Annotated in this window: 12 protein-coding genes; 5 read left to right on the top strand and 7 right to left on the bottom strand. The window is 33.6% G+C overall.

Features of this window, described 5'->3' with window-relative positions:
* A complete protein-coding gene (locus AAFP94_RS09575; RefSeq protein ID WP_316662431.1) occupies positions 1-3,330 on the bottom strand; it encodes an Ig-like domain-containing protein in 3,330 nt (1,109 codons plus the stop codon).
* Between the two features lie 212 nt (positions 3,331-3,542).
* On the opposite strand from AAFP94_RS09575, the gene AAFP94_RS09580 reads away from it, so the two are divergent.
* Positions 3,543-4,319 (top strand): DUF6090 family protein, encoded by a 777-nt coding sequence (locus tag AAFP94_RS09580; protein WP_316662433.1) that lies wholly within the window; start codon positions 3,543-3,545, stop codon positions 4,317-4,319.
* Positions 4,320-4,486: 167 nt separating this feature from the next.
* On the opposite strand, the gene AAFP94_RS09585 is transcribed toward AAFP94_RS09580, so the two are convergent.
* Positions 4,487-5,272 carry a class I SAM-dependent methyltransferase gene (locus AAFP94_RS09585; protein WP_316662436.1) on the bottom strand — a complete coding sequence of 262 codons (786 nt, stop codon included), beginning with the start codon at positions 5,270-5,272 and terminating at the stop codon, positions 4,487-4,489.
* Positions 5,273-5,626: 354 nt separating this feature from the next.
* Here AAFP94_RS09585 and AAFP94_RS09590 point away from each other — a divergent pair, with 354 nt between their 5' ends.
* Positions 5,627-6,637 carry an NAD-dependent epimerase/dehydratase family protein gene (locus AAFP94_RS09590; RefSeq protein ID WP_316662438.1) on the top strand — a complete coding sequence of 337 codons (1,011 nt, stop codon included), beginning with the start codon at positions 5,627-5,629 and terminating at the stop codon, positions 6,635-6,637.
* Here AAFP94_RS09590 and AAFP94_RS09595 read toward each other — a convergent pair.
* From AAFP94_RS09595 to AAFP94_RS09610, 4 genes are all read right to left on the bottom strand, one after another.
* The gene (locus AAFP94_RS09595; RefSeq protein WP_316662440.1) at positions 6,576-8,165 is read right to left on the bottom strand and encodes a GMC family oxidoreductase; all 1,590 of its coding nucleotides are present in this window, start codon (positions 8,163-8,165) and stop codon (positions 6,576-6,578) included. The genes AAFP94_RS09590 and AAFP94_RS09595 overlap by 62 nt on opposite strands.
* Before the next feature lie 5 nt (positions 8,166-8,170).
* A complete protein-coding gene (locus tag AAFP94_RS09600; RefSeq protein ID WP_316662441.1) occupies positions 8,171-8,737 on the bottom strand; it encodes a gluconate 2-dehydrogenase subunit 3 family protein in 567 nt (188 codons plus the stop codon).
* 68 nt (positions 8,738-8,805) lie between these two features.
* Positions 8,806-9,183 (bottom strand): cupin domain-containing protein, encoded by a 378-nt coding sequence (locus AAFP94_RS09605; protein WP_316662442.1) that lies wholly within the window; start codon positions 9,181-9,183, stop codon positions 8,806-8,808.
* 10 nt (positions 9,184-9,193) lie between these two features.
* Complete coding sequence (locus tag AAFP94_RS09610) at positions 9,194-10,423, bottom strand: glycosyltransferase (RefSeq protein WP_316662443.1); 1,230 nt, start codon at positions 10,421-10,423, stop codon at positions 9,194-9,196.
* A gap of 164 nt (positions 10,424-10,587) precedes the next feature.
* Between AAFP94_RS09610 and AAFP94_RS09615 the strand changes: the two genes are divergently transcribed.
* Complete coding sequence (locus AAFP94_RS09615; RefSeq protein WP_316662444.1) at positions 10,588-11,154, top strand: adenylosuccinate lyase; 567 nt, start codon at positions 10,588-10,590, stop codon at positions 11,152-11,154.
* Here AAFP94_RS09615 and AAFP94_RS09620 read toward each other — a convergent pair.
* Positions 11,141-12,121 carry a DUF1028 domain-containing protein gene (locus AAFP94_RS09620; RefSeq protein WP_316662445.1) on the bottom strand — a complete coding sequence of 327 codons (981 nt, stop codon included), beginning with the start codon at positions 12,119-12,121 and terminating at the stop codon, positions 11,141-11,143. The two genes, AAFP94_RS09615 and AAFP94_RS09620, sit on opposite strands and share 14 nt — an antisense overlap.
* Before the next feature lie 93 nt (positions 12,122-12,214).
* Here AAFP94_RS09620 and purB point away from each other — a divergent pair, with 93 nt between their 5' ends.
* Together purB and AAFP94_RS09630 are read left to right on the top strand one after the other, a co-directional pair.
* Positions 12,215-13,558, top strand: coding sequence for an adenylosuccinate lyase (gene purB / locus AAFP94_RS09625; protein ID WP_316662446.1), 1,344 nt, complete (start codon positions 12,215-12,217; stop codon positions 13,556-13,558).
* 4 nt (positions 13,559-13,562) lie between these two features.
* Complete coding sequence (locus tag AAFP94_RS09630; RefSeq protein ID WP_316662447.1) at positions 13,563-13,754, top strand: hypothetical protein; 192 nt, start codon at positions 13,563-13,565, stop codon at positions 13,752-13,754.
* Positions 13,755-13,775 lie beyond the last annotated feature (21 nt).

Consider the following 13,775-nt stretch of genomic DNA (forward strand, 5'->3'; position numbering starts at 1 on the left):
CTATCTTACCAAGCTAAAATGACCTCTATAGGTAGATATATTACCATTTACATGCACCAATTCTATAACAAACCAATAATCTGAAGTTCTTACCATTTCACCATTAAAAAGACCGTTCCAGCCTTCGCCCCTTGGGTTTATTTGCTTAATCAGTTTACCATACCTATCAAAAATATGAACTGTTGAGCTTTGTGTATATTCATTACTCAAGCCTTTTACATTCCAGGTATCGTTATAGCCATCATTATTTGGTGTAAAGAATTTAGGGAAGCCCATTATAAAAACCTCAAGCTCTGAAATACCACAACCATTTTTGTCCTGTACGTAAATAATATGCTCTCCAGCTCCAACATGATCAAAAAATGGTTCGTCCTGATATGGCCCAGAAATGTCATCTATAGCAAATTCATAATCGCCAATACCAAGATTATTATTGGTATTGTTTATGGTTATTGAATTATTGTCTGAAAGTTCTACAATCGTTACATCGTCATTACCAATATCTGCAACGGAAGATTCTACAACCGTAAACTCTACTGGAAAAGACTCACAACCAAAACTAGAGGTTGCAATTACTGTATAGGTTCCTCCTGTCATTACAACTGCAGTAGGCGAATTGCTCACAACCGATCCACTAGAATCTGTCCACTCATACGAATAATTATCATTAGGATTAAATGTAATGAGTACAATAGGTTCATCATTTAAACAAAAGATTTCAGATTGGTCTACTTCAAATTCTGGTCTTGGATGAACTGTTAAAGTTAGATGTGGTCCAATTCCAAAGCAGTCTCCATTATAATCACTTTCAACACGTACATAAATAGTCTGTGAAAAAGGTGTTTCGTTTACGTAGTCGGTTTGCGGAAAAATTTCGTTTTGTTCTAATTGCGCATCAGTTAAATTTCTATAATAATGAACGGTTAAGTTCTGCCCAGTTGGAAATTGGGCAATAAAATCTGAAGATGCTTGTGACAAATCAAAAACATGTTGACCATCTATAGTATCGTCGTCATCGCAGGTTTCAAGTTCTTGACTATATCCTTGTGGAAATGAGGTAGTAGAAACTTGCAAATTAACTGTAGCTACTCTAAAACAACCTAAATTATTTTCAACTCTTGCATAAACTATACTTGCCGTAGAATTGTTAAATGGGAATGGATTAATTATGTTGATGCCTGAATTGGCTTCAGATTGAGTTAAATGGTAGCTTATAGCTACATCTGAAGAGTTTCCGTTTGTGATAAACTCATTGGCTTCTTCAAGATTATAGTCTGTAAACCCATCTGGATTTCCATCTTCATCACAATTTTTAAACGCAATGGTTGATTGAATAGTTGGTAAAGTGTCTACCTGAATATTAAACGATGTTTCAGTATAACAACTCGTATCAAGAACATTTGCAATTCTTACATAAATGGTTTGTCCATCTTGGATAGTATTTACAAATGCATTTGGATTAGGTATTTGATTTGTATAAGCATCATCAGTAAAATAATTAATCTGGAACTCTGTATTTGAACTGCCATTTAATACATATCCTTCGTTACTTGATAGATCAAAACTTACAAAGCCATTAGCGTCATTACCATCTGAAGCATCATCACAAGTTGCAATTGTAGGAATTTCAGAAGGTAAAAGAGGAACGATGGTCTCATAAACAATAACATCAACTGGCATTCTTAATGGGCTTTCACATCCTTGTAAGGTTTGAGTTGCATAATACGTTTGAGTAAATAACAGGTTTGCGGTATTCAATGCCGTTCCTCCAGTATCAGAATCATACCACGCAATATCTGTTCCTGAAATCGTTAAATCTTCAATTTTAGAATTCTCAATATCGCAGAATGTTTGTGGTGAATTAGCTGTTGGTGTTGCCACTTGTTGAATGGTTGCTGTTACTGGAGTTCTTGTTGCTGTTGTACAGCCATTTGCTTCTGCATCCACATAATAAGTAGTTGTAGCACTTAAAACTGGTGTAGAAAATGCTCCACCATTTCCAATAATAGGTCCACCAACAGGATTTTCATACCAATGTACAATACCTCCAGCGGTTGCAGTTGCAAACAATTGCGCAGAACCACCAAAACAAACCAAATCTTCAGTTATTGCATCAATTTGAGGAATATCATAAATAGTAGCAATGACTGGCGTTCTAGCTCCTTCTAAACATCCATTGACAGAAGCTAAAGCGTAATATGTTGCAGTAGCATTCAAAACAGGTGTTGTAAAAGTATCTCCAGTACCTACTTGATTTCCACCTGTGGCTGCATCAAACCAAAAAACTGTTCCATCATTTGCAGATGCAAATAAGTCAACAATTCCTGAACCACATCTTGAATCTCCAGAGGCATAACCAATCGATGGTACCGTAATTTTTGTGCTTGCAGATATATCTATAACTGGATCGCCTGGCATACCTCCATATTCAACAATATAACCTTGAGGAAAATAGTTGCCTCCACCTCCTTGGTTGGGCAAATCGTTCCACTTTCCTGGAGGGCCTTCATTAAATGTAACATGAATATAATCCTCGCCACCACAACAATTATTCGGTTCATTCTGGTTACCAAAGTTATCTACATTCCAGTTAGCATAGTTAGGCGTTGACCCATTAATTCCTCCATTCCAAAAAATGGTTCCTGCCTCTGGTCCAGTCACCCATTTCCAGACACCTTCAGTTTCCTCATCTGTGCCTCCTAACCAACCTGCACCTCCAGCTTGCTCACCAGATAAGTCTGCTTCTTCTTGAGAACCTATAGTCGCCAAATATCCTTGCAATCCATAATACGTTCTGCCAGCAGCAGCAGCCAAGGCATCATACCAAGTAATCCCATACGCAGAAACATATTCGTAATAATGACCTGTTGAAGGCAAATAATTAGCGTCACCGATGTTAAACGAAAAAAACCTATCTCCAGTAAATATTGTAGAAGACGATTGAAAAACAACATCCTTTACCGCAGCAATCAAATCTGTATATAACATTTGTACTCCTCCAATACCTGTTAAGGTCAACTTTCCTTGAGTTATATCCCAAGACGCTTGTATGTTTGGATGTGAGCCTGTAAGTATAAGTTGATCCTGACCAGATTGATAACCTGTTGATATTTGGATATGCAATACTTCAATCTCTGTATCGTCTGGATCGATTATATCAAAATCTGTTACGATATTTATTTGACTTAACGGACAATAAAACTGGTCACCAATGGCTTCAATATTTGGTGGAATGTTTGCTTGAGAAATTCCATACTGAAACCAAAAGAGAATAAAAATCGAGAGTACATTTCTATACCTACCTATCAAACCTATACCAGTTTTAAGCATTGAATTGCTAAAAATAGTAAATAAATACTTTTATTTTGTAGTCTTACGATTAAATGAATGTTTTCATAGATTTAAAAAAAATGATTGAAAATTTTAACCTGTTTAAACTGACATTTGACTTTCTAAAAAAATTAGCCGAACTTCGTTAACAGGTAAAAAACAAAACTTTTTATTAACCAATTATTGCGCTTCTATGTGACCAGCCGATGCCAATGATAAAATTATTCAATAAAATTAGACATCACCTGTTGACTGAAAATAAGTTCAGTAAATACCTTGTTTATGCCATTGGCGAAATTATTCTTGTGGTTATTGGAATTTTAATAGCACTTCAAGTAAACAACTGGAACAATGAAAGAAAAGAACAACTCGATGCTACAGAGCTTTCAAAAAGTTTAATAGCTGAATTAGAGGGCATAAAATGGTATGCAGGACAACGCTTGAATATTATGGAAAATCAGCGAAAACTTATTCAATATGTAATCAACACCAAAGAAATTAAAAAGGATAGTGTTTTGAGCATAACAGATTCATTGGGCTTTCCAATTGAACCACTAAACTTCATATTCACTTTCAAAGTTCATTATAACCCAAGAGATGATGTTTACAGGAGTGCCCTGAATGATGGGACTTTGTCAATTATTAAACCCAAATGGGTAGTAAATGATTTAAACGTAGCTTATTCTATGAGTACCAAGAGGCTTTCAGACCATGCAATGACAGAAAATGAAATAATAGCCTTAATTAATGAACATGTCTCTAACGAATATCAAGATCTGTTCAGTTTAAACCAAATAAAAGACGAAATAGGTTCCTGGGATGATGAGGTTACCAATACTATATTACAGAAAATAAGTACCGATGGTAAATTAAAGTATCTACTTTCTTCAAGACTTCAAGTTCTTCAATTCAAATGGGGAGACTTAAAATATGTTGTGTTGAGAAGAATTGAAAAGGCCCTTGAGCTTTTAAAGGAGAATGCACAATAAATTTAAAATATAATTACTCTACTGATTTTTAACTCCATTCTTGTCTTCGTTGCCAAATCTTAAATGCTACTCTTAAGACCTAAACCATAATTTTCGCTACAAACAATTATATTGATAGCGTTGAAGCAGTAGAAAACTGTAAGATCATCAATCGCTGAACATTAAATTTAAATTAGATGAAGACTATTCGTATATGATTTATACAATTTATTTTTTGCCTTTTTTATTGGTTTAATTGGTTTTCTAAACTGAATCAAATAGCCATAACCTCTCCATATTATTTTAAAATCAAGATCGGTCATCTCTTTTGGAATTAAGCTGACTGGAGGATCAACATCTCCATTAGAACCCGTAAAAAAATTCAAAAGTTTTGCGGCTTTTTGAGATTCATCAGCTATTACAATTTTAGTTCCTGGTTTTGCGACTCTTATCATTTCATCTATTGCTCTTTTTTTATCTGGAAAGAGGTTAATGGAGCCCAAATGGAAAACCACATCAAATGATTCGTCCTTAAATGGTAAATAAAGTGCATCTGATTTGTAAAGATTCGCCTTAATGTTCCATTTCTTAAGGTTTTTAATAGAATGAACCAACATTTGATTTTGAATATCATTTCCATGAAATTCCAAATTATTAGCCTTTTTATTCAATAGATAGATATTTTCTCCAGCACCAATACCTGTTTCCAAAATCTTTTGATTGTCTTTTATTTCAAGATGTTCCAGAACCTCTTTTTTAGCATTATTTACGCCGCCACAAAGAAGGAACATAAAATTAGTGGCAGGTGTATATACTTTGGCATATAAGGATCTGATGATTTTTTCCCACGTGCCGCTATAAGGCATTGTTTGACTTCCTATAAAGTCAATAAAGTTTTCATTTACTTCAAAATCTTTTGAACAATTCTCGCAACTAAGTATGAATTCATTATTGCTTGAGTCGCTTTTTTGCATTTTTAGGACTGAATTGCATTCGGGACAACTAATTAATTCCAACTGATTAGTTTTCATAATTTTATTTAATAAAATTATACTTCCTTTTATAATCTAATTATCCAAATGTATTTTATAATTCAAAAATTAATGTCCAATATTATTTATGAAAGATGAAATCGGATATTATTTAGATGTTATGACTTTTAAAAATTAATATTTCATAAATCTTTGAAATTACAATTTACCATCATTATGTAATATGATTTATATCATTTTTCAAATTAACTTATAGTTCTAATTTTAAAAATTGTCAATTTCCAATATTGATTCTAAAATAAAATCTAAAATTATTGTTTAATTAAAATTTTAGTGATGAAAGTCTTAATTACTGGAGCTGCAGGCAATCTGGGAAAGGTTATTACGCAGCATTTAATTTCAAGAAATATACCTGTTATTGGTATTGACACAAATAATCATATGGATCATTCATCCGATAATTTCAAATATTATAAATGCTCAATTACAGAAGAGCAAAAAATGAACAATATTTTTGAAAAGGAACAACCTTCAAATGTCATTCATTTGGCGGCTACTTTTAACCGTGTAAGAAACAGAAAAACTGAAATGGAAATTGATGTAGGTGGTTCAGAAAATGTTTTAAAAATTTCCAACAAAATTCCTTCGGTTAAACAACTAATCTATTCAAGTTCGGCCGCTGCATATGGAGGCCACAAAGACAATCCCTTGTGGCTCAATGAAGACCATGAATTGAGACCTGGAAATTACAGATATGGAATCATTAAAAAAATGGTAGAAAGTATCTATTTTGGCGCGAATACTCGAAAAGATCTAAACATAGTTTCTTTACGCATTTGTTCAGTTGTCGGGCCTTCATTCAACAAAAAAAGGTGTGCAATTTCAATATTAATAAATTCTAAATATTTATTGGAACAATGGAAGCAAAATAAAATCCAGTTATTACATGAGGATGATTTTAATCATTTGATATTTAATATTTTAAAAGATGGGAAAATTCATGGAAAATATAATCTTGCTCCAGATAGTTTTTCTCAAATTAATGAATTAGTACAAGAAAAAAAATACATAAAGATTCCATTATCAATGATTTTGATAATCTTATGGGTATTATGGTACTTAAGAATATTAAACCTTCGTCCTGCTTCTTTAAAACAAAGTATTTACCCTATAGTCTTAAGTCCAACAAAACTAATTTCAACATACTTTTACAAATTTAAATACAGTTCAGAAGAAGCTTTTCAGGCTACACTAAAATACTGCAAAACACAAGATAATAAAAGATTTAATTCCATTCCCTCTTCCTCTCCCAAATCTTATCAGCAGCACGTAAGGCCAGAGCCATAATAGTTGATGTAGGATTCACTCCAGCTCCAGTTGTAAAAGAGCTGCCATCAACCACAAACAAGTTTGGTACACCATGTACTTGATGTGTCGAATCGACAACCGAATTCTTTTCAGATGTTCCCATTCGTGCTGTTCCCATTAAATGTGCCATATTTCCAGGAGATGGAACCACAACTTTTTTTGCTCCAGCAGCTTCCAATGCTTCTTTTGCTTTTTTAGCCGCATGATCCAACATCTTTTTTGAGTTTTCCGAAAGTGAATAGGTCACTTTTGCAGCCGCTATACCATTTGAATCTACTTCTTTATCATCTAAAGTCACTGTGTTGGTTAATTCGGGTAAGTCATCAGCCAATACGGTAAGACCAACTTGATGTGGAAAAATTTCACTAAATGCTTCATGATGTTTTTCTCCCCAAGGAATATTACCTGATTGGGATAATGGTCCAAAAGTACGTTCTCCGTATAACATATAACCTCTTACAAAATCTCGAGTCGCATCGGTTTCATAAAACTCATGACTAAATAAAGGGCTTCCCATAGGTCCAATATGGCTATCCATAACATCTTCAAATATACCTTTAACAAATAAATTGGGATGGACCATGAAATTTTTTCCTACTAAACCATTGGTATTTCCCAATCCATCAGGAAACAAACTTGATTTTGAATTCAGCAATAAACGAGGCGTTCCAACACCATTACAACACACAACTACAACTTTAGCATTCACTTCTTGTGTATTACCATCTTTATCAAAATAAATGGCACCTTTGGCTTTGCCTTCTCTATCGACTGTCACTTCTTTTACACGAGACCACGTTCTTATTTCTGCACCTTTTTCAATAGCTAATGGCCAATAGGTCCTATCTGTTGTAGCTTTTGCTCCCATTGGGCAACCAAACATGCATTTGCCATGCAACATACATGGTGACCTGCCCTTATATGCTTTTGAAATGATACCTTGGTCATTTACCCACCAATGCCAGCCTAATTTTTCGAAACCTTTCACCAAGCTATTTCCCATTTTACCAAGTGGTAAAGGAGGTGTTTGTCTTGGTGATCGTGGCGGATTTGATGGGTCACCTGCTAAACCAGAAACACCAATCATAGCATCATTAAAATCGTAATAAGGTTCTAACTCTTCGTAAGAAATTGGCCAGTCATCTGCCACACCATTGAGTGTTTTTACTTTAAAATCTGAAGGTTTAAATCGGAAAAAGAGACCTTGCCAATGAATAGTGGTGCCTCCAACAGCATTAAACATCATAATAAATGGAGGATTCTCTCCTGCAGTTGTTACTGGATAATCTTCAGGACGGTTTCTCATATTTGGACTAAGGCTAAAATCTCCAGATCTAGTAAGATGTGTTTCATAATCCGGTTTTAATGATGGAAAAGTAGATGGATCGATCCAACCACCTTGTTCCAAGCAAACAACTTTCGCCCCTTTTTCTGTTAAACTCCATGACAAAGCAGCTCCAGCTGCTCCTGCACCAATAACTAAAACATCAATATCTTCATTTTTCATAGGCTCTATATTTTAATATACATTGGTGGTAAATTCTTTACACGATCAAGCAATGAGTCATCAAATGGTTCCATTTTTGGACCCATAGTTCCCGTTGGATGTAGTTCATATCCTATCAACTTAAACACAGTTTCATTGGTGTAATAACTCTCATAAGTAAAATCTTTTAAAACCTTAAACAATTCTGGTTTAGAAGCTTCTAATGTTTTTAAAATAGTAATTCGTATTTCTGAACTGATTTTAGAAAAATTATCATTACTCATGTCATCTATTTGGCCAATTACAGCTTCAAACAAAGGCAATAAATCTGGCAACTCTGCAACTATTACCAGAATATAAGTAACACCACCTGCTTCTGAAGCGGAAGGCATTTTATTATTTGCTGGAATGATTTCATCCATTGCAAATTTCAAGGTTTCTTGTTGTGAGTTATCTAAAACAGAATCCGTTTCAGAGTTTTTGGTTTTGGCACATGCTAAAGGAAGTGTAAAAGCCCCTGAAGCTAAAAGAAGTTGGGCAGAAATAACAGCTTTACTAAAGTCCCTTCTGGACCAAGTTTGGTTGGCTTTCATTAAAATAAATTATTGGTTGTTAGTCCTTTAAAGATATAGGGATTAATTAATAAAACCTAATGTAGTTTTTATTTTGGTTCAATAATTAAAAAAACTGCAGTGCTATCACCAATATTCAAAGCTTCATGAACCGTGACACTATCTTTGTAAAATGAATAACCTGTTGGAACATCCAATTCTTTCACTCCATGTTTATCTACCATTCTAAATTTACTACCTGCTAATGTATAGCCAAAGTGTGGTTTATGCCTATGCTTTTCGTGACCAATTCCTGAAGGAAATGTGCATTTTAAAATTTTTACTTTATCATTATCCTCTAGCACTTCACAAACCTTATGTCCTTTCCATCCTGCTTGCGAAGGATCAGGTAAGTTAGGTTGTTGTTTACATGAGAGGATAAAAAAGTTTAATAAAATTATGTAGTATATTAATTTAAGTGATATCATGATATTCTAATTATTTGTTCTTTTCTTCTATCCATTTACTCATGAATTTAGTGCTTTGCATAGTATGAAAATGTAGCATCATACCTATAAAATTATTTGAGCGATGTACTTTTAAATTGGTCTTATGCTCTTCAACTATTTTAATGAATTCTGATTCAAGATATTTTTTATTAAAGCGATTTTTAATAGTTGCAAAACCGTTTGATTGTTTGGTTGTCCAAACGTTTTGATTATTATATAATATTACTGCTTTCTCCACAAAAGCATCAGTTGAATCTTCTGTAAAGCCATTAGGCTCTAAATTACCAAACATACCTTCTGCTCCAACCGATGTTGTAACACACGGTGTCCCGTTTTGCATTGCATCGATAAGTTTACCTTTTAAACCAGCACCAAAACGTAAAGGCGCCAAACATACTTTGGCATTTTGCATGACATGGTTTACATCACTAGCAAAGCCTTTAATGAGAAATCCTTCCTTTTCATTATGGAACTGATCTACTCTTTGAGAAGCGTAAGCACCATAAATATGTAATTCTGCTTCAGGTAATTCTTTCTTTAATAAAGGCCAAAGTACTTCTTTTAAATACAACACTGAATTGTAATTGGGTTCATGCAAAAAATTGCCAATACTAATAAAGTGTTCTCGTTCATCAAACTTTGGCAGCTTCTTTTTAGTTTCATCTGAAACCTCATCTAACATAAATGGCAAATAATACAATAATTGTTGATCTATTTTAAATTCTGTTTGAAGTATTTCCATTTCGGCTTCAGAAATAATCAAACTTATATCGCTTCTGTAAATACTGGCTATTTCGCGTTTAGAAAAATCGTTGAATAAATACTCCTTACTAAAATACTTACCATCCTTAAAGGCCTGCTGTCTACCTTTTCGTAAACCATGTAGATCTTCTGTATCCAATATTCTCAACGCATCGGGACAATGTTCAACTACTCTCCAACCAAATTGTTCTTCCATTGTAAAACGGTCAAACATAACAATTGACGGCTTAAGCTCTTTAATAAAAACATCAAAGCTAGGGCTGTTTAGTGCTATTTCAACTTGATTTACATCAATTTCTGAAAGATTAACAGCATTCTCATTTTTCTGACAAGGACTTGCAAATGTGACCTGATAGCCATTTGATAAAAAAGCATATATTAATTGCATCATGCGACTTCCAGCAGCCGAAGATTTAGGTTCTGGCCAAACAAAACCAATAATTAATACGTGTTTCATAAACCGTTATTGTGATTTAGGCTCTAAACTATATTTAAAACGTACTTGACTTTTCCGAGCCTAAAAATTGAGCAATAATAAAAACTACGAATAAAAACCAGACTATTTTTTTTATAATTTTCATTTACATAATTTAAGAATTTTAAATTTACTAAAATTATCTGATGACAATAAATCAATTATATGAAACCTTAAACTATGTAGATGCATCGCGTGAAAATCGATTAAAGTATGCTAAAATGGTTTTAGACGATATGAGTTTGTTTCCAAAGCTAATTGAAATCATGTTTATGGTTAATGACCCAATTTCTTCTCGTGCAGCTTGGGTCTTTGAATATGTGTGTAATGACTATATCTATGGATTAATTCCCTATCTAGATGTATTTACCAAAAATTTAAAACAAGTTTATTTAGATTCTTCCATAAGACCCGTTGCTAAAGTTTGTGAAATGTTAGCTAAAGAATACGACTCCAAACACAACAAAACCATAAAAAAAAATTTGCAAGCTGTACACAAAGAACGCATCATTGAAGCTTGTTTTGACTGGATGATAAGCGATCAAAAGGTTGCAGTAAAAGCCTACTCTATGACAACTCTCTATCTTTTAGGACAAGAATACGATTGGGTTCATCCAGAATTGAAGCAAATATTACAACATGATTACGCCAATGAAAGTGCTGGATTTAAAGCAAGAGCCAAGCAAGTATTGAAGAAAATTAAAGGCGCATAACCTTTTGTAATTCTTCATCTGGTATGTTTAAAAGTTTACTTTTAACTAACCTTGAAGTTAACGTTTTCCAATTCCTGTTTGTTCTGAAAATGGATCTTAAAATGGTTCGGCCTCTATCGTATTCTTTATTATTAAGTAAGTTGATGGCGTACCAATACTTCATTTCTATTTTATAGTCTATTAAGTTTTGTGCTTTCAAATACATACGTTCTGCTTCTGCAGAATCACCATGTTCCATGGCTAAATCACCTTTGTTCATATAATCATAAGCTTCATGAACTTTTACAAGACGCTCCAACTCGTATAAAGGATATTTATGGTCTTCAACACGAAGATCCATAACAATATCTTCCCAAGAATTTCCAGTAGCTTCACCTTTTACTATTAATATTGCTGCAGATTGTTTTCCTCTAATATCCCCTTTTTCACCTTCAGCTGCTTTTAAGGCCGCTACCATACGAGTGCTTAAACTTCCAGTGGTATTTTCAAATGCATTAGCCATAGCATCCCAAACAGTGTTTTTAAGCATCATATTAGCCTGAACAGAAAAGTTTTTACCTTGTCTGTGACCAGCTTCTGCAATGCAGAGATCTCCTGTATGTGTAGCTACTTCACCTTTTGAGTTTAAAAATGCAACCTGTCTGTACATTTCACCTTCATCTTTTTTTAGTAAAAGATCTAATGCAGCTTGCGGTGATAATCCTTGCTTCATTAAAGCTAGTCCTTTTGGTCCATAACTTTGATTTACTAAAGACTGTGTTGCCACTACTCCAACACCTGCTTCACCATATGTAACAATACTACCAACACTAAACCAGTGAGATTGTACTGCAACACCCATTTCACCTGTAACTGAATCTCTTGCTACAATAGAATACGTATGCACAAAAGGTTCAGATTTAATGTATAATTGTGCGACAAGGTTTTGAATTGAAAGGATTGTAATTAACAGCGCAATTTTCTTCATTATATTTAATTTAACTACGAATATAAGTAATTTTAAAGTCTCTTTTCTTTACCGAATTAATTATCTTTGCAACTTCAAAAAACAATACTATTTATGTCTTTGTCCTTACTAAACGCCATTTCGCCAATTGATGGAAGATATAGAAATAAAGTAGAGAAGTTATCAAAGTATTTTTCTGAAGAGGCTCTTATAGAATATAGGGTTCTGGTTGAAATTGAATATTTTATTTCGCTTTGTGAAATTCCGTTACCTCAATTAAAAGGCATCAACAAAAGTAGCTTTGAGGATTTGAGAAAAATTTATAAAGACTTTTCAACCAAAGATGCCAATGCTATAAAAGACATAGAAAAGGTTACCAATCATGATGTTAAAGCTGTTGAGTATTTTATTAAAGAAAAGTTTGACGATTTACATTTATCCGAATATAAAGAGTTTATACATTTTGGCTTAACATCACAAGACATTAACAATACAGCTATTCCTTTGAGTATCAAAGAAGCCATGAATGATGTTTATGTTCCTGAATATTTTTCTCTGGTAGAAAAGCTTCAAGAACTCTCAAAAGAATGGGCATCAATTCCTATGCTGGCTAGGACTCATGGTCAACCTGCTTCGCCAACACGATTAGGTAAAGAGATTGAAGTATTTGTGGTTAGACTTGAAGAACAATTTAACTTATTAAATGACATACCAAGCGCAGCCAAATTTGGTGGAGCTACAGGAAATTTTAATGCGCACAAAGTTGCTTATCCAAACATAGACTGGAAAGCTTTTGGAAGCACTTTTGTACAGGAAAAATTAGGTCTCCAACATTCGTTCCCCACGACCCAAATTGAGCATTACGATCATATGGCTGCTTTGTTTGATGCATTAAAAAGAATCAATACTATTGTACTGGATCTTGATAAAGATGTTTGGTCTTATGTGTCTATGGATTATTTTAAGCAAAAGATTAAAAAAGGAGAAGTTGGAAGCTCGGCAATGCCTCATAAAGTTAATCCTATAGATTTTGAAAATTCTGAAGGAAATTTAGGAATGGCAAATGCTATTTTTGAGCATTTATCAGCTAAACTACCTATTTCAAGATTACAACGAGATCTCACAGACAGTACAGTTTTGCGTAATATTGGTGTACCTTTTGGTCATACACTTATTGGCTTTTCATCTACCTTAAAAGGGCTCAACAAACTACTTTTAAATGAACGTAAATTTACAGAAGACCTGGAAAATAATTGGGCAGTTGTAGCCGAGGCTATTCAAACTATATTGCGTCGTGAAGGATATAAAAATCCTTATGAAGCTTTAAAAGGTTTGACTCGTACTAATGAAAAAATTACCCAACAATCTATTTCAGATTTTATTGATACTTTAGATGTTTCTGAAGAAATAAAGAGCGAATTAAAAATAATTACGCCGAGTAATTATACTGGAATTTAATTTTATGTTAAGCAACAAACAATCATTATTACTGTGTGTCTTTGTATCTCTAGGGTTTTGCGTTGCTGGAATTTTAGGGATTCTTGACAATTTTATGATTGCTTCTATTTTGATTTTAGCCTTCATTGCTATAATTGTAAATATTGTCCTCCGAAAGAGAGAACATCTCTTGGATAGTGATAAAGATTCTGAATAAAAAAGGCTTGCAAATGCAAGC

It is taken from the genome of Gilvirhabdus luticola, from assembly GCF_040117515.1.
In the GTDB taxonomy this organism is placed as follows: Bacteria; Bacteroidota; Bacteroidia; order Flavobacteriales; family Flavobacteriaceae; genus Gilvirhabdus; species Gilvirhabdus luticola.

Coding starts and splice junctions, on each gene's coding strand:
- AAFP94_RS09575 (WP_316662431.1), bottom strand. CDS start 3,330: ATGCTTAAAACTGGTATAGGTTTGATAGGTAGGTATAGAAATGTACTC.
- AAFP94_RS09580 (WP_316662433.1), top strand. CDS start 3,543: ATGATAAAATTATTCAATAAAATTAGACATCACCTGTTGACTGAAAAT.
- AAFP94_RS09585 (WP_316662436.1), bottom strand. CDS start 5,272: ATGCAAAAAAGCGACTCAAGCAATAATGAATTCATACTTAGTTGCGAG.
- AAFP94_RS09590 (WP_316662438.1), top strand. CDS start 5,627: ATGAAAGTCTTAATTACTGGAGCTGCAGGCAATCTGGGAAAGGTTATT.
- AAFP94_RS09595 (WP_316662440.1), bottom strand. CDS start 8,165: ATGAAAAATGAAGATATTGATGTTTTAGTTATTGGTGCAGGAGCAGCT.
- AAFP94_RS09600 (WP_316662441.1), bottom strand. CDS start 8,737: ATGAAAGCCAACCAAACTTGGTCCAGAAGGGACTTTAGTAAAGCTGTT.
- AAFP94_RS09605 (WP_316662442.1), bottom strand. CDS start 9,183: ATGATATCACTTAAATTAATATACTACATAATTTTATTAAACTTTTTT.
- AAFP94_RS09610 (WP_316662443.1), bottom strand. CDS start 10,423: ATGAAACACGTATTAATTATTGGTTTTGTTTGGCCAGAACCTAAATCT.
- AAFP94_RS09615 (WP_316662444.1), top strand. CDS start 10,588: ATGACAATAAATCAATTATATGAAACCTTAAACTATGTAGATGCATCG.
- AAFP94_RS09620 (WP_316662445.1), bottom strand. CDS start 12,121: ATGAAGAAAATTGCGCTGTTAATTACAATCCTTTCAATTCAAAACCTT.
- purB (WP_316662446.1), top strand. CDS start 12,215: ATGTCTTTGTCCTTACTAAACGCCATTTCGCCAATTGATGGAAGATAT.
- AAFP94_RS09630 (WP_316662447.1), top strand. CDS start 13,563: ATGTTAAGCAACAAACAATCATTATTACTGTGTGTCTTTGTATCTCTA.